Source organism: Thermosipho sp. 1244 (assembly GCF_018588215.1).
Lineage (GTDB): Bacteria > Thermotogota > Thermotogae > Thermotogales > Fervidobacteriaceae > Thermosipho > Thermosipho affectus.
This window is the reverse complement of sequence record NZ_LNGA01000012.1, coordinates 121,570-138,371: the sequence shown is the minus strand read 5'-3', so window position 1 is coordinate 138,371 and position 16,802 is coordinate 121,570. Positions and strand designations below refer to the sequence as shown.

Here is a 16,802-nt window from a genome sequence, read left to right as displayed (position 1 = left end):
TAAAGCTAAATATAAGGAGAGATTATATGGCTATTGCGAATAGAATTATATTTTTTACTTTGATTAATGGGATTTCAAGAAATATTTATCAGGTGTTGTTTAATTTGTACTTAAAAAATTTAGGATATCAAAACGACATTATAGGAACCATAATGTCGGTTAATCTTTGGGGTAGTGCCATTTTGGGTTTAATAATAGGAATTTTATCGGATAGATACGGTAGAAAAAAGATGTTATTTGTTGTTCAACCATTGGTTTCTCTTTTTGCTATATTACGTTTGAATCCTTCAAATTTAATGTTGCTTTATATTTTTTCATTTTTATTTGGAGGTTTTAACGCTTCTATTAGACTTTTAACTGATGTGTTTTTGGTTGAAAATACGCATCATAAGAACAGAGCAAAGTATTTTGGATTGAATTTTGGGGTTAATATGTTTACGGGGGTTTTAGGAAATGGAATAGGCGGATTTTTGGGTGATTTGTTAGGGTTTAGATTTACAATGGTACTTGCTATGGTTTTAAGGGTTTTTTCGATTTTGCCGGTGATGAATATAATTGAAAATAAGGTGAAAGTTGAAAATGTTAAATTAAATGAGTTTCAAAAGAACATATTTGCATTTTATATCTTTTCAACTGCAAGCGTGGGATTTGGTGCAGGATTATTCATACATTTTGGAAATGTAATTTTTTACGATTTATTTTCTTTGACTGCTACTTTTATAGGTTTTATACTTGCATTGGCACAGCTAGGTACAAGTATTGGCTCAACTTTTTCGCATAAACTGGGTAAAAAATTTGGAGCTGCAAAGGTTTTAATGTTATCAAATATGGTTGTTCCTATTTTAATTTTATTATTGGCTTTTATAAGGGAACCAATAACGTTTACAACAATTTATATAAGTAGATTTACTATTATGAATATGGTTAATCCTATTTTCAACACACTCGTATTATCTTATCTTCCATCCAATATTTTAGCATCTAGTACTGGTATAAGGAATTTTGCAAATAACGTTAGTCGTGCATTTGCAGCAATATTGTTCTCTGTTTTAGCATTGTCAAGTAAAGGGTATATGATTATATTTTTAATAAGTTCAGTGTTTTATTTTATTAATGGTTTTTTGATGATTATTTTTTATAAAAATATGGTGGGAAAGGATAAAAGATTTTACGATTGAATTTTGGTATAATATAGTAAATGACTAATATAAAAGCTTGGTTTAAATTTTTGGTATATTTGTCTTTGTTTATAACTTCATTTTTTAACTTTACAATTGCAATATTTATATTTTTTATATTACAAATACCAATTGTAAAAAGATCTGTGTTGGGGAAACTACCTTTTAATTTAGATAGAAAAAGCTGGTTAAAAAAAGAAACTTATAAATATAAAGAAAATTTATGGTTAGATTTATATTATCCGAAAATTGAAACAAATAATGTGGTTTTATTTGCTCATGGTGGAGGATGGATAAGTGGCTATAGAAGACAACCTAACAACGTTTCATGGTATAGATATTTAGTATCAAAAGGTTTTATCGTTGCAACAATTGATTATAGATATGGTTATTTAAATGAAATAGACGTATTGGTTGAGGATATTTTTGATGCTTATAGATTTATAAAGAAAATGTTTCCGTTATCAAAAGTGAGTTTAATGGGGTTATCTGCAGGTGGCCATCTTGCACTGTATTTTGGATTAAAGTATAAACCTAGTGTGGAAAATATTGTTGCTTATTATACTCCATGTGATCTTTTAGATATTTGGAAAAGTTCGTCTTTGTTTGCAAGATTTGCTGTATCAACTACGTTAAAAAGATTACCAGTAAAATCTAAAGATGTGTATATAAAGTATTCCCCTATTACATATGTTAATAAAGATGCTCCTCCTGTTTTACTTGTCCACGGTTTAAAAGATTCCGTTGTTCCATATTTTTCTTCGGTGAAAATGTATAAAAAGTTGAGAGAAAAATGTAATAGTGCCAAGCTATTATTACATCCATTTGGCGATCATGGTTTTGAATTTGTGCTTAGAGATGAAAAAACTAAGAATATATTGGAAGAAACGACAAAATTTTTGAGGGGAGATTTGAAATGATAAATTTTGATTTTGGCTTTAAAATGCCTAAATATACATCCGGTTATATATTAAAGTCAAAAAGATTTAGAGTTTCATATATTAAATTTCCGTCATTTTATAAAAATAGTGAAAAGGGGACTGAAATAGTTGAGATGTATCTTTTTGAACCAAAAAAAGATATAGGCGGAAGTTTAATGATTTTACATGGACTTGGAACTAGTAATATTCCATTTTTGTTGTGGATGGGGACACATCTTGCAAATGCGGGACTTAGAACTATTATTCCAATTTTACCTGGAAATTTCACAAGGGTTCCACATAACTCGGTTAGTGGGAAAGGGTATTTTTCAACTGATGTGGAAAAAGCGACAAAATTTTGGGAGCATGCTGTAATTGATATATTAAGTGTTTTGAAATTTTTTAAAACTTTGAATATGTGGCATGAAAATAACTGTTTATTGGGGTTTTGTCTTGGAGGAATGATAAGTGTAATTTTAAATTCAATTACAGATGATTTTAAAAAAACAATATTAATGACCACTGGTGGAGATGTTGGAACTTTAATATGGTATTCTCCAACACTAGCCTTTATGAGAAGGGATATAAAAAAGGGATTAGGTGGAGATATTAGAGAAAAGGAAAGGTTTTTAAATAGATTTAAAAATGATATTGAAAAATTGAGTAAGTTTAAAACTGTAAAGGAAATGCAAAACAGTGATATTCATCCGTTTTTAAAAGTTGATCCAATTGCATATGCTAAATTTGTGAAAAAAGAAAGAATTATATTTATTGAAGCATTATTTGATAAAGCGCTTCCAAAAAAAAGTAGAAGAATACTTTGGGAAATGCTTGGGAAACCAAGGAGACATGTTATTTTATCTGGACATGTAACTTGGCTTCCTTTTCAATATTTTCTTGCAAGATTTATATTAAAAGAGATGGATGTAAATGAATTTAGAAGGCAAGCGATGTTAATGGAGAAGATAAAATATGAGGAAAAATAACAAAGGAGGTACAGCAATGAAGGTATTAGGACATAGAGGATATGCGGAGAAATTCATTGAAAATACGCTAGAATCTTTTGATGAAGCTATTAAATATGGTGCTGATGGAGTAGAACTGGATGTTTATTGTACAAAAGATGGAGAAGTTATTGTTACACATGATGAAGATTTAAAAAGAGTTTTTAATGTAAATTTAAATGTAAAAAAGTGCGACATAAAATCAATTAAAGAAAAAGCAGATGTTCCAACTTTAAATGAAGTTTTTGAAATTATACCTAAAGATAAGGTAATAAATGTAGAGATAAAGGATTTTGAAAATGCAGAAAATATAGTTAAATATGTCATAGAAGAAAATAGAAAACAACAAATAATTTTTAGTTCGTTTGAACATGAAATTATAAAAGAACTTTCAGGCATATATAAATCTGAAAAATTTGGACTTTTATTTGATGAAAGACATAAGGATTTAACATTTGAAGATATAAAAAAGTTATTTACAGAAGCCAATATATACAGTGCACATATTCCCATAGATCTCTATTACATAGACAAGGAAAAATTTCTTTATTTAACTAATTTTTTAAGAAGTATTGAAAAAAAATTAGTTATTTGGACGGTTAATAAAATTGAGGAAATTGAGTTTTTACGTAAATTGGCGGATTATGTTATAACTGATTGTGTGGAAACAATTGTGAACTATTTAAAAAAGTAAAAACTGGCCTATACAGGCCAGTTTGTTTATATTACATTGAGTTTTTTACCAACTTTTTCAAATTTTTCAAGTGCAAAATCTAAATCTTCTTTTGTGTGTACTGCGCTTATCATAACCCTTATTCGTGCTTTACCTTTTGGAACTGTGGGGTAACCGATTGATTGTGCAAAAATTCCCTCTTCAAAAAGTTCCTTACTAAATTGTGTAGAAAGTTTTGCATCGTACAACATGACAGGAGTTATTGGAGTCTCACTTTCTCCGGTATCAAAACCCAATTTTTTCATTTCTTCTTTAAAATATTTTGCATTATCCCACAATCTTTTAACTCTTTCGTCTGATTCTTGGAGTATTTTAGTTGCTTCTAGTGCTGCTGCGGTATCTGCTGGGGAAAGTGGACTGCTAAATAGGAAAGGCCTAGCTTTTTGCTTTAAATATTCGATTAATTCTTTTTTTCCGGCAACATAGCCGCCTAATACACCAAATGCTTTAGATAGTGTCCCAATTTCAATGTCAACTCTTCCATGTAATCCAAAGTGATCAACAATTCCCCTTCCATGACTGCCTAATACGCCCTCTCCATGTGCGTCATCTACCATAACCATTGCATTGTATTTTTCTGCAAGTTCAACTATTTCCGGTAGTGGTGCCAAGTCACCATCCATACTGAATACACCATCCGTTATAATTAGTCTTCTTCTTGCATCTTTGGCTTCTTTTAATTTTTCTTCTAAATCTTTTATATCACGATGTTTCCATACGAATCTTTTTGCTTTTGAAAGTCTTACACCATCAATTATACTAGCGTGATTTAATTCATCAGAAAGGATTGCATCTTCTTCACTGGTGATTGCAGGTATCACAGCTTGGTTTGCAACAAATCCAGATTGTAAGAAAATGGTTGCATCAACCTTTTTAAATCTTGCTAATGTATCCTCAAGTTCGTTGTGTAGTGAAAATGTACCAGCTATAGTTCTTACCGCACCTGGACCTACTCCCCATTTTTCTATCGCATTTATTGCCGCTTTTTTCAATCTTTCTTCATTTGCGAAACCAAGATAATTATTTGAACAAAGATTTAAAACTTTTTTTCCGTTTATGGTTAACCAAGCACCTTGTGGAGACTCAAGAGTTCTAATGTATGTATATAATCCTTGTTCTTTTAGATTCTCGAGTTCTTTTGCAAAAATACTGTAATCAAACATAATCTTACACCCCCTAATCAAGATTTAAAACTACTTTTCCGCATTTTTTATTCAACATAAGTTCAAATCCTTTTTCCCATTCATCAAAAGGAATAACATGTGTAACAACTTTCGAAAGATCAACTTTTTTGCTTTTAAGCAATTCATCGGCAACTTTCCACGTATTAAACATACCTCTTCCCGTAATTCCATATACGGTAATTCCTCTCATAATTACGAGAGAATCAAGATTGATATCTATGCTACCACCGAATATACCTAATAATGATGCTTCGCCGCCCATAGTAACACATTTTAGACCATCTTCTAATGCTTTTTTATTTCCACTCATTTCAAGTAGAATATCTACGCCATCTTCTGTTATTGTGTATACACTTTTTACTAAATCCTGTTTTGTTGGATCTATAACTATATCTGCACCATTTTCCTTTGCCATTTTAATTCTTAGAGGATCAACTTCAGAGGTAATTACCAAACTTGCACCAGCAGCTTTAGCAACTTGAATAGCCATTAATCCTATAGGACCTGCTCCTGTAATAAGCACTTTTTTTCCCGTCAAATCCGTTACCAAAGCGGTATGTATTGCGTTTCCAAATGGTTCCATAACAGATGCAAAGTCTAATGGAATTTCCTTTGAAAATTTCCACAGTACAGTTTCTGGAATAACGGCGTATTCTGTAAAGACACCATTCCTATCCACACCTAATATTTCTAAATTTTTACAGACATGCATTCTTCCAGTTTTACATTGATAACAATGTTCACATGGAATGTGCGTTTCAGCTGAAACTAAATCCCCCACTTTTACCTGTGTTACCGCTTCTCCTACTTCCACAACTTCTCCTGCCATTTCATGACCTACAATTAATGGTGGTTTGATCCTAGATTGAGACCATTCATCCCATTTGTAAATGTGGACATCTGTTCCGCAAATAGAGGCACGTCGTATCTTGACTAAAACGTCTCTTGGCCCTAATTTTTGAGGTTTATCAACTTCTTTCATTATAAATCCTGGACCTGCATTCTCTTTTAATATAGCTTTCATATTTATCCTCCTTCCATCTTAATCCATATTAAATTATATTACTTTACCAAAGATAAGTAAAAGAAAATAAGAGATTATTATGTGAAAATATTCTTTTTAAAATAGCTTAAAGTTGTAATTACTTAATATTTTTTATATATTCCAAAAAGAGTAGGAAAAACGTATAAAACCAATTTGTTAGCATATAAAATTATATCACGGTTTAAGTTTAATTAGATAAAGTTTGATAACATTTGATTAAAGTGTTATTATTAAATTTGAAGTACGAAAAATGGAGGTTAATATGTCTGCAAAAGATTTATTTTATGGAAATATTTTAAAGCAGATTATAGTAATGGGTCTCCCAACGGCTATTGGTTTTTCATTTCAAATGTTTTACGATTTAGTTGATCTTTACTGGATTGGTAAAATTTCGACGAGTGCAATTGCTGGTGTTGGAATTTTTTCCACTATTTTTTGGGTTGTGGAAGCTTTAAATGAAATAATAGGTGTTAGTTCTATTTCGTTAATTTCCCAAAGTTATGGTAAAAGAAATGTTGATAGAACAAATTCAGTTATTGAACAAACTATTGCTTTTAAATTTTTAGTTGCAATTGTAGGTAGTGTTGTTTTACTTTTGTTTTTAAAACCTATCTTTTATTTGTTTACTAATGAAAGAAATGTTTTGGAATTAGGATTAAAGTATGGATATCTAAGGATATTTTTCCTACCAATAATGTTTTCGTCATTTTCAATAAATACGGCATTTCGAAGTATTGGAGATTCAAAAACTCCAATGATTATAATGATAATATCCAGTATCTTAAACATTATTTTAGATCCAATTTTAATGTTTGATAAAATATTTATCTTTAGAGGATTTAATTTAGGCGTATCAGGTGCTGCTATTGCTACTATTATCTCACAAGTCTTTTCTTTCGTTGTTGGTTTTTATATATTGTTTAGTGGAGTTGAGGGAGTAAGGCCTAGGATTAGTGGGTTGTTTAGATTAGATTTTGAGATTGACAAGAAATTAATTACTATAGGTCTTCCCAATGGTTTTGAAGTACTTATGAGAAATTTATCTGGAGTTATGATTTTGTATTTTGTTTCAAAATATGGCAAAGAAGTTATATCTGCTTATACTATTGGAAATAGGATCTTCGGATTTGCGTTTATGCCGTTATTTGGTATTTTAATGGGAAGTTCTGCAATAGTTGGGCAAAGTTTAGGTGCAGAGAAGGTTGAAAGAGCAGAAAGAGTGTCAAAAATAGCGGGATGGTTAACTACAATTGTATCGTTGATTTTCGTTTGTATCATAGTTATCTTTTCAAAGGAATTTATTGATTTATTTTCGAATGATTATGAAGTGATTAAAAACGGTGTTTTATTTTTAAGGTATAGTGTATGGGGATTGTTATTTCTTGCATATGGTTTGGGAATTAGTATTGCTTTTACAGGTTCTGGTTATAATATTCCATTTCTGTTTATGAGTTTAATTTCTAGATGGATAGTTCAGATTCCTTTGATGTATTTTGTGGTAATGGTATTTAAATTACCGGTGATTTGGCTTTGGATTAGTTTTGCATTTGGAGATTTTATGGAATACATAGTTTCCATTTACTTTTTCAAGAAGGGAAAATGGAAAGTAGTGAGAGTATAAGGAGGTGTAATTTATGATTTTAAACGACAGTAAAGTTGTGAAGTTATCACTTTTAGTTGAAATAGTACACCCCATTGCGCGAATTCCTGTTTTAAACAATGAGGGAAAGCCATATTATTTTCCCGGAGTTGGCGGTATTTCATATAACTTTGGGCTTGGTGATAATGTTTTTGAAATTTTTGGAGATCATGTTGAACCAGATGTTTCGACTAAAAATAAAGATAAAGTATTTAATGATACGTGTATGAATCTTGCGTGTATAGGGAATAAGGCTGTAGTAGTATCAGGTGAAGCAAAAGGGATGGAAGGGTACGTGATTGGAAAACATGGTGGAGTGGATAATATTTTGATATATTTTCCACAAAAAGATAAATTAGTCATTGGAGATAAGATTCAGATATATGGATTTGGTCAAGGATTAGAGATAATAGATTATCCAGACTTGAAAGTTTTTAATATTGATCCTAATTTATTGAAAAAAATATCAATTATTGAAAAAAATGGGAAATTAATTTTTCCAGTTAAAGCTATTGTTCCTTCTTATCTTATGGGATCAGGTGTGGGGGCATCAAATCCAACTGGAACGGATTATGATATAAATACACATGATATGGACGAGATAAAGCGTCTTGGATTGGACAAACTAGAAATAGGGGATTTTGTTGCGATAAAAGATCATTATAATGGTTATGGTGTAGGTGGTTTTAGAAAGGGAGCAATTTCAATAGGTGTAGTTGTACATTCCAATTGCATAAAAACAGGCCATGGGCCTGGAATTGTAGTAGTAATGACTGCAAATGATAACAATAAACTTGATATTGAATTAAAAGATGAAGTGAACTTAAAAATGTTTTTAGAATAATCTTATTTTTTCTGTTCCGTTTAAATATCCAACTACTATTTCGTTTAATTTTGGATATCTACCGATGTTTTCATCTGTTTTTACTAGTAAGTTTTTTCCTACAAGACCGATTATCGTGCCGGTTTTTGTTTCGTATTGTGCTTCTATTATTCTGTGTTTTTCTTTTGATGCGTCGATATAGTCGTGAAAAATTACTTCACCATCTTTTATTATTGCAATTTTATCTGCGTATTCTTCTATCTCATATATTTCATGTGATGAAACGATAATGTATTTTCCAAGATCGGCATATTCTCTCATAATTTCCATTATTTCAACCCTTATTGTGGGATCTAAATGTTGTGTTGGCTCATCTAACAATAATATTTCTGCATTTGTGGATACGGCTAAGGCAACTAAAAATAGTGTTTTTAATCCTTGTGAGTATTTTGAAACATTTTGGGAAAGATCCAAATGGTATTTTATGGTCATTTTTTCAAATAAGTTATTATTCCACAATGGATAAATAGAACTCCATACTTTTTGATAATCATACCCAGTAAAGTTTTGAAAAACACATCTGTCTTCTGGAACATAGGATAATTTGTATTTCATTTTTTCCGTTAATTCTTCATCTTCGAAGGTTATAGTTCCATAATCTTTTCTTAGTACATGTGATATACAATTCAGAGTTGTTGTCTTGCCAACACCATTTGGACCAATTAGTGCCAAAACTTCTCCTTTCTCTAATTCAAAAGATATATTAGTCAAAACTGGTTTATTTTTGAAAGCCTTTTTTAATTGTTTAATTTTTAACATAACTTTCACCTCCAACGTAAACTCTGTAGGCTAAAAATAAAAGTAAAGCGGAAAAAAGTGCAGAATATAGTACATTTCCTTGATAAGTAGGACTAATTAAAAGATATGGATTGAAATTTATACCTAGTTGAAGACTGCCGATTTTTGTGAGTATAGAGTCTACAATTAAAAATATTATGGTAATTGCAAGATTGTCTATACCAAATGATGCGGCAATGGTTGCTAGTGAAAAGATAAATGTTGAAAGTATTAAAAAGTAAATTGCTTGGGAGTGTTCGATAAGTATTGTGACAGAACCAATGAGTAACATTAAAAATGTGTATAGATAAAGGAATACTTCTTTTTTTGTAAATGGAAGATAATAAAAAAGTTTGTCTTTTTTTGATTTTATTTTTGAACCTAAAACGAGGTTTGAGAGGAAAAATACTGAAAAAATATTCGTGTAAGGTATAAATAGAAGCAAAAACCAAAAGAACCAACTTCCACTCTTTTCTTTTATTATTATTTCAAATAGAGCTTCAATCTTTTTCATTTTTCCACACCTCCTCAAATATTATGAAAATAGTTTGTAGATCTATGTTTAACTTTTTAAGTTTTTTGACCACTCTTTTAATTTCCTCTATGGTATCATTGCTAATTTTAATATCTTTATTTATGAAGTATCCAATTCCTTGTTCTAAGGAAATAATTCCTTCAATTTTTAACTTTTCCAAAGCTTTAAGTACGGTATTTATATTAACTTGGAATATTTCTTTAAGCTCTCTAACAGGTGGCAGTTGATCTCCTGGTGTGAATTTTCCAAGAATAATTTCAGATTTTATCATGTTTATTATCTGGATATATGCGGGGATACCACTATGTTTGTCTACTTGTTTTAACATATCATCACTCCTGTTCAAAAGTGAGCCTTGGGCCTTTGACATCTAAAACCGCTTTTTTGTAATTTTTAATTTTTATGTTTCCCGATGTACAGAGTATTTTAATTTGTGCTGGATTGTTTGAAATATCAATGCTTCCTATAATGGTAGTTGCATTAATTTTTGTGTAAGTATTTTTTCTGCCTAATTTTATATCTATATTCATTCCCGTTCCATCAATTCTTATTTCTTCATAGTTTATCTTTGAGTCTATATTTATACCTGTACCATTTAAATTAAAATTTTTTCCACTAATGTACCCATCGATGTTTATACCCGTTCCATCTATCTCAAAAAATTTTGAATTTATTTTTCCATCTATATTGATACCAGTTCCATTTAGTTTTAGATTTTCACATTCTATGTCCAAAGAATTAAAACTTATGGCAGTGGCATTTATTTTTAGTTCATTTAACGTGGCTTTTCCCGATAATTTAACATTATTTGCGTTTATTTTCAGATATTTTAGGCTTTCAGTACCTATTTTAAGATAAAAAGAGTAGTTATTTCTTTTATTAGTACTTATTTTGATAGTTTTTCCTTGTTCTATCTTTAATTTACTGGAGTAACTTATATTATTTCCATCTGTAAATTCCAATATTAAATTTGAATTTCCCATATCTATTAATACTTCATCGGTAAAAAGTTCAGTATTGGTATCTGGATATATTATATTTTTTTGATAGTTTTGTAAACGTCTTTGTGAGAAATTTTCAATAAAATTGTTTAAAGAAAAAGGTCTAAGTTTTATGGTAAGTGTGGTTGGCAAGGAAAAAATTAAAACTAGAATAATAAATGCTATAGCTCCCCTTTTTATGATTGTTGAAAACACGAATACTCCTGCAAGAAAAATTATTATTTTAATACTCCATAGTGGGATTATAACACTTAAAATTCCCAGTAATAGCATTATCAATAGTTTAGAAAATATAGGGTATTTTTTGAGAAAATTCATAATGTCACCTCCATATTTATCTAGTGTTCTATATTAGTATAACACATATGTTCAAAAAAACAAAAATAAATTAAAAAATATTTAAAAATTTAAAATCCCAATTTTGTTAAGTTTTTGGGGTCTATTTTTTCTAGAATGTTTTTTTTAGGTATATTGAATTTTTCTGAAAGTATTTCAATAGCTTTAAAGAAGTTATAATTTGCTTTTTTTATTGCATCTGCTACTTCTTCATAGCCAAATAAATTTATTAAAGGTGTTAAATTTGAAATGGATTTTTCCAAATTTTCTTTACATTTTTTCTCATTTGCCTCTATTTTAGAAATATATTTTGAAAGAGATATACATGCATTTTTCAAAAGTTTTAAGGATTTTAATGTATAGTGAATAATTATTGGTGAAAATTGATTTAATTCTAGATTTCCTAATGAGGCAGCGTGGTTGATTAAACTATCATGTGAAAAGACAATTAGAGATATTTGCATAACGTATTCTGGAATAACGGGGTTTATCTTTCCAGGCATTATAGAGCTTCCAATTTGTACCTTTGGAAGTATTAACTCACCAATAGCGGTATTTGGTCCAGAACCAAGTAGTCTTATATCGTTGGATATTTTATACAAATTTACCGCAAGTGCTTTTAATAGTCCGTGTGTTTCAGAAAAGACATCCATGTTTTGGGTAGTATCTATTAGATTTTCTGCTTTCGCAATTTTAACACAGCACGTTTCTCTCAAAGTATTTACTATTTTTAATATATATTCCTTTGGAGCACCAATACCAGTGCCAATAGCTGTTCCGCCTATATTTACATTTCTAATTCTTTCTTCTACTTTGTTTAGTCTCCATCTATCCCTTGCAAGTGCATCGGCAAAGGCGCCAAATTCTTGCCCTAACATTATTGGTGGGCCATCCATTAATTGTGTTCTTCCGACTTTTCTAATACTATAATACTCTTTTTCTTTTTGCTGTATGATGTTTTGAAGGTTTATTATCTTATCTATTAATTCTCTTAAACGTACTATTATTGCTATTTTTCCTGCGGTTACGAATGTATCATTGGTTGATTGATGCATATTTACATGTTCTAGGGGTTTTACAAATCCAAATTCTTTTCCCAAGATAATAGAAGCTTTATTTGCAATTACTTCATTAATATTCATATTAACTGATGTGCCTGCTCCGCCTGATAATGGATCTACAATTATATGTGGTAATAATTCTTCCCACTTGTCACATGCTTTTTCAATGGCATTTCCTATTTCTTTTTCAAGGTAACCAAGTTCTGTATTTAATTTTGCAGCGGCCTTTTTTATCATAAAATAGGCCCAGAGAAATTTTTTGTCAAATTTCTCATTTGTATTTGGAAATATTTGGTTTGCTCTTTTTGATGAGATGCCGTATAGTGTATTGTCTTCGATTTCGATCTCACCCAAGTAATCTTTTTCTTTCCTCATTTTTTCACCTCATTAATGGCTTAATAGCTCTATCAAGCACACCGTGTAAATAAGATATTATAACTCCGTAATTTGTCATGGGAATGTCCAAACGCTTGAACATACGAACCCTTCTCATCATGTTATTCCTGTTCATTACACAACCACCACAGTGAATAACCAATTTTGCGTCTTCAATTTCAGAAAGTTCTGGAAGGTCCACACCTGCCCATACTTTAAAGTTTAATGCTGCTCCTGTGTGATTGGTTAACCACCTTGGAATTTTAACTCGTCCTATGTCTTCAGTAAGTGGCCTGTGGGTACAACCTTCCATTATGATAACGGTATCTCCGTCTGATAGATTTTCAATTGCTTTTACACTTTCAACAAAATATTCTAAATCACCTCTATACCTTGATTCAAGTATGGAAAAAGTAGTTAGATCTACATCATCTGGTACATCTGAAACGACTTTCATTACACTTTGAGAGTCTGTAACAACTAGTCTAGGTTTTATCCCTATATTTTCAATTGCATATCTTAATTCTCTTTCTTTTACCACTAATACTAACGATTCTCTGTCTAATCCCTCTCTTATTGCATGTACTTGTGGCATTATTAACCTACCTTTTGGTGCACCTAAATCAATTGGAACAACTAATATTACTAGATCTCCACCGTCTATTAAATCTGAAAGATAAGGTATTTCATCATCTTTTGGTAATAGTGAATTTATTTTTTCTCCAATGTCCTCAAAGCCACTTTTTTTTAAAGCGGAAACCTTTATAATTGGGACATTATACTTTTTGTATGCTTTTTCTATTTTTTCTGGATCTATTTTGTCGATTTTATTTATTACTATTAAATAGGGAATTTCAAGTTCTTTAAAGAGGTTTATAATCTGTTCTTCGAAATCACCAGGTTTATTATCTACTATTAAAATTCCGCAATCTGCTCTATACAAAGTTTTTCTTGCCTTTTTTATACGTTTTATTCCTAATTCTCCAATGTCATCAAGACCAGGAGTATCAATTAGTGTAACAGGTCCAACAGGTGAAAGCTCCATACTTTTGAATACGGGATCTGTAGTAGTGCCTGCGACATTACTTACTATTGATACTTCTTGGCCAATTAGTGCGTTCATAAACGAAGATTTTCCAACATTTCTCTTTCCGGTAATTGCAATATATTTTCTGAATCCTCCACTTGTTATCATGCTTACACCTCTTTTGTAAAATATTTCACTAATATTATATCAAAAAAATGTTGTTAAGTAAATTAGATTATACTAAGTTATAGTATATATGATATAATTATAAATAGTAGAGTTCATCAGTTTAGGAGGTTTATCATGGAACGTGAAGAGTTAATAAAAAGAATAATAGATGAAAAGGGGAAGGAAGCTGTCAATGATTTAATTAAGCTATTAGATGATGAGGATAGTCAAGTAAGAGAGATAGCTTCAGAGGCGTTGTTTAAATTGCAAGAATATTCAAGAGAAAAGTTATTAGAGGAGTTTAAAAGGAGAGTTTTAGAAGCTAAAAAGAATGATATAACACTACTTTATGTAATAGATATTTTAGCTGATATTGGAGAAAAAAGTATCAAAAAGGACTTGTATAATGTTTTGTCACTTTATAGCTTTGAAGAAGCAGAGTTGATAATTTATGAAGCGATAGCCAAACTAGGTTACGGTGATGAGGTTTACGATATACTTAAGTATTTTTTGTTAGAAGATGCAGAGAGGAAAAAATTTGGTGTACAAGCTGCAATGGCCCTTTCATATGTGGATAGACCACAAGTTGTGAAGGATTTAGTAAGTGCAATTAACAGTGGAGATTTTGACGGAGAAGATTTGGAAATAATTAAAAAGGCTTTATCAAATATTGTGATGAAAAATTCTATGTACTATGATATATTAAAAAAACTAGTTGGTGAAGATGTTGAAAAGTATATGGGGGAATAATATGGATTTTGAAGAGTTTAGAAACGTTCATATTAAATATATAGAAAAAAATATAGAAGAAGTTATAGACGAAAACAAATTAACAAATTCACAAGATTACCTTGTTGGCGAGTTAAAATCATTTTGTTTAAGGCCTGGAAAGAGAATAAGGCCATTGTTATTTTTGTTGGGTGCAGAGAGTTTTGGAGCAAAAATTGATGAAAAGATTTATAAAGTTTCGGCGGTAATTGAAGTAATGCATTCTTTTTTATTAATACACGATGATATTATGGATCAATCTGATAAAAGAAGAGGACTACCTTCTATGCATAGTCTTTTATATGAAAAGTTTAAGGATTTGAATTTTAATCCAAGAATTGGAGAAAATTTAGCGCTAGTGTTGGGAGATGTGTTGTTTTTTATAGCTTTAAGGGCTTTGAGTAAATTGGAATTGCCAAACGGTTTTTTAAAAAATTTTTCCGAGTGTTACATAAATACGGGATATGGCCAAATATTGGACGTTATTTATTCTATGAACAGAAAATATGAAGAGTTTTTTGAAGAGAAGAAAATTTCTTTGGAAATTTCCAAATTAAAAACGGCTTATTATACCTTTTTTTATCCTTTTTATCTTGGAGCACTTTTTGGGAAAAGAAAGGTCCCAAGGAGGGATTTGGAAAGTATATTAATTCCTGCGGGGATAGCTTTTCAGATAAGAGATGATATAATAAGTACATTTGATGAAAATTCTGGAAAATCTAATCTTTCCGATATTTTAGAAGGAAAAGTAACGGCATTAATAGATTTTGGAAAATATGATGATAATTTTTTTGAGATGTATTTTAAACCTCGAAAAACGGACAAAGAAATAAGGTTTATAATTGATGCGATAAGAAAAAGTGGAGCTATGGAAAGTGCTAAAATCGTAATGAACGAGTTGTTTGAGCTTTCGCTAAAGAATTTAGAAAAAATAGATATAATGAACAAAGAGGTGCTAATGGATTTAATATTGAGATTAAGGAGAGATTAAGATGCCAAATTTTGATTCTCATATAAGGGTTGGAATGTTTTTTTACCCAATTGTTTTGGGTGCTTATCTTTTTATCTTACGTTTTTTAAATATGGGATATCCAGACGAGAAAGTTATAGCTTTTGGTTTTTTCCTTTTTGTTTTGTCATCTGATATGCCTGATATTGATCACAACCATTCTTTTTTACATAAATTTATAAGGTTACTTGTTATATCCTTTGTTATTTATTTCGAGTTTACAAAAAAAATTATTATATCTTTTTTTGATTTAAATGTTGGATTGTATTTGAGATTTTTGATAGCGTTTTTGACGGGATTATTTTTTGGGATTTTGTTTGAGATTATTATTCCTAAACATAGAGGGCCATTACATACTTTTTGGGCTGCATTAATTTATGGTGGAATAATGTTTTCAGGTGCGTATTATTTGGGATTTAAGACTGAAAATTCATCTTTTCTTGGTATAATATCTACGATAGGATATCTTGTTCATATAATAATGGATATTTCTTTTGTTGAAAAAAATGGAAAATTAATTAAAAGGTGATAGTATGTTTGTTATTGGAATTGGTGGTGGCACAGGTTCTGGAAAAACTACGGTTGCGCAAAAAATCCATGAAATAATAGGCAAAGAAAATAGCGTAATTTTGCCTATGGATAATTATTATAAAGATATGAGTCATATACCACTTGAGGAAAGAAAAAAGTATAACTATGACCATCCTAATATGATAGAGTCATCTTTGTTGGTGATGCATTTAAATAAGTTGTTATCTTCAAAGAGTATAAAGTTACCGAAATATGATTTTAAGATTTATTCTAGGACAGGAAAGTTTACTATTTTAGAACCGAAACCTGTTATTATAGTAGAAGGAATTTTTGCACTTTATTATGAGGATTTGAGAAAGTCGTACGATTTATCAATTTTTGTCGATGCTGAAAGTGATGTGAGGTTTATAAGGAGGCTTGAAAGGGATATTAAAGAGAGAGGGCGGACTCTTGAAAGCGTTGTAGAGCAGTATTTGAATATGGTGAAACCTATGCATGATGCGTATGTAGAGCCTTCAAAAAAATATGCTGATTTGATTATACCCAAAGGTGGTTTTAATGAGAAAGCAATAGATGTTGTTGTGGAATTTATTTTTAAAAGGATGACTAATTTATGAAAAGAGGTGTC

Annotated in this window: 18 protein-coding genes; 10 read left to right on the top strand and 8 right to left on the bottom strand. The window is 30.3% G+C overall.

All coding sequences use genetic code 11. The features are described from left to right. Window positions 1-26 precede the first annotated feature (26 nt). From AS157_RS02630 to AS157_RS02615, 4 genes are read left to right on the top strand one after another with little or no spacing between them, the layout of a single operon-like run. Window positions 27-1,178, top strand: coding sequence for an MFS transporter (locus AS157_RS02630; RefSeq protein ID WP_077289789.1), 1,152 nt, complete (start codon window positions 27-29; stop codon window positions 1,176-1,178). Between the two features lie 20 nt (window positions 1,179-1,198). Next, complete coding sequence (locus tag AS157_RS02625) at window positions 1,199-2,098, top strand: alpha/beta hydrolase (protein WP_077289790.1); 900 nt, start codon at window positions 1,199-1,201, stop codon at window positions 2,096-2,098. Then, window positions 2,095-3,084, top strand: coding sequence for an alpha/beta fold hydrolase (locus AS157_RS02620; RefSeq protein WP_077289791.1), 990 nt, complete (start codon window positions 2,095-2,097; stop codon window positions 3,082-3,084). Before AS157_RS02625 ends, AS157_RS02620 begins: the two co-directional genes overlap by 4 nt. A 16-nt stretch (window positions 3,085-3,100) precedes the next feature. Continuing rightward, the gene (locus tag AS157_RS02615) at window positions 3,101-3,796 is read left to right on the top strand and encodes a glycerophosphodiester phosphodiesterase family protein (protein ID WP_077289901.1); all 696 of its coding nucleotides are present in this window, start codon (window positions 3,101-3,103) and stop codon (window positions 3,794-3,796) included. Between the two features lie 26 nt (window positions 3,797-3,822). On the opposite strand, the gene AS157_RS02610 is transcribed toward AS157_RS02615, so the two are convergent. Both AS157_RS02610 and tdh read right to left on the bottom strand, forming a co-directional pair. Further along, entirely contained in the window at window positions 3,823-4,998 is a 1,176-nt protein-coding gene (locus AS157_RS02610) for a glycine C-acetyltransferase (RefSeq protein WP_077289792.1), read from the bottom strand. Window positions 4,999-5,011: 13 nt separating this feature from the next. Then, complete coding sequence (gene tdh / locus AS157_RS02605; protein WP_077289793.1) at window positions 5,012-6,043, bottom strand: L-threonine 3-dehydrogenase; 1,032 nt, start codon at window positions 6,041-6,043, stop codon at window positions 5,012-5,014. Between the two features lie 283 nt (window positions 6,044-6,326). On the opposite strand from tdh, the gene AS157_RS02600 reads away from it, so the two are divergent. Both AS157_RS02600 and AS157_RS02595 read left to right on the top strand, forming a co-directional pair. Then, complete coding sequence (locus AS157_RS02600) at window positions 6,327-7,685, top strand: MATE family efflux transporter (protein WP_231450379.1); 1,359 nt, start codon at window positions 6,327-6,329, stop codon at window positions 7,683-7,685. A 13-nt stretch (window positions 7,686-7,698) separates the two neighbouring features. Next, window positions 7,699-8,547, top strand: a complete 849-nt coding sequence (locus AS157_RS02595) for a DUF4438 domain-containing protein (protein WP_077289794.1) — start codon at window positions 7,699-7,701, stop codon at window positions 8,545-8,547. Here the strand turns inward: AS157_RS02595 and AS157_RS02590 are convergent. From AS157_RS02590 to hydF, 6 genes are all read right to left on the bottom strand, one after another. Further along, a complete protein-coding gene (locus AS157_RS02590) occupies window positions 8,539-9,345 on the bottom strand; it encodes an ABC transporter ATP-binding protein (protein ID WP_077289795.1) in 807 nt (268 codons plus the stop codon). The two genes, AS157_RS02595 and AS157_RS02590, sit on opposite strands and share 9 nt — an antisense overlap. Then, window positions 9,332-9,877, bottom strand: coding sequence for a hypothetical protein (locus AS157_RS02585; RefSeq protein ID WP_077289796.1), 546 nt, complete (start codon window positions 9,875-9,877; stop codon window positions 9,332-9,334). The genes AS157_RS02590 and AS157_RS02585 overlap by 14 nt, the downstream gene beginning before the upstream one ends. Then, on the bottom strand, window positions 9,864-10,226 hold the full coding sequence (locus tag AS157_RS02580) for a GntR family transcriptional regulator (RefSeq protein ID WP_077289797.1): 363 nt from the start codon (window positions 10,224-10,226) through the stop codon (window positions 9,864-9,866). The genes AS157_RS02585 and AS157_RS02580 overlap by 14 nt, the downstream gene beginning before the upstream one ends. Before the next feature lie 4 nt (window positions 10,227-10,230). Beyond that, window positions 10,231-11,217: a DUF4097 family beta strand repeat-containing protein gene (locus AS157_RS02575; protein WP_077289798.1), complete on the bottom strand. Its 987-nt coding sequence runs from the start codon at window positions 11,215-11,217 to the stop codon at window positions 10,231-10,233. Between the two features lie 89 nt (window positions 11,218-11,306). Continuing rightward, window positions 11,307-12,671, bottom strand: coding sequence for an aspartate ammonia-lyase (locus AS157_RS02570; protein ID WP_077289799.1), 1,365 nt, complete (start codon window positions 12,669-12,671; stop codon window positions 11,307-11,309). Between the two features lie 4 nt (window positions 12,672-12,675). Then, the gene (gene hydF, locus AS157_RS02565) at window positions 12,676-13,866 is read right to left on the bottom strand and encodes a [FeFe] hydrogenase H-cluster maturation GTPase HydF (protein ID WP_077289800.1); all 1,191 of its coding nucleotides are present in this window, start codon (window positions 13,864-13,866) and stop codon (window positions 12,676-12,678) included. A gap of 135 nt (window positions 13,867-14,001) precedes the next feature. Here hydF and AS157_RS02560 point away from each other — a divergent pair, with 135 nt between their 5' ends. From AS157_RS02560 to udk, 4 genes are read left to right on the top strand one after another with little or no spacing between them, the layout of a single operon-like run. Then, window positions 14,002-14,616: a hypothetical protein gene (locus AS157_RS02560; RefSeq protein WP_077289801.1), complete on the top strand. Its 615-nt coding sequence runs from the start codon at window positions 14,002-14,004 to the stop codon at window positions 14,614-14,616. 1 nt (window position 14,617) lies between these two features. Beyond that, entirely contained in the window at window positions 14,618-15,625 is a 1,008-nt protein-coding gene (locus tag AS157_RS02555) for a polyprenyl synthetase family protein (protein ID WP_077289802.1), read from the top strand. Between the two features lies 1 nt (window position 15,626). Continuing rightward, entirely contained in the window at window positions 15,627-16,172 is a 546-nt protein-coding gene (locus AS157_RS02550; protein WP_077289803.1) for a metal-dependent hydrolase, read from the top strand. 4 nt (window positions 16,173-16,176) lie between these two features. Further along, window positions 16,177-16,791 (top strand): uridine kinase, encoded by a 615-nt coding sequence (udk, locus tag AS157_RS02545; RefSeq protein ID WP_077289804.1) that lies wholly within the window; start codon window positions 16,177-16,179, stop codon window positions 16,789-16,791. The last annotated feature ends 11 nt before the right edge of the window (window positions 16,792-16,802 follow it).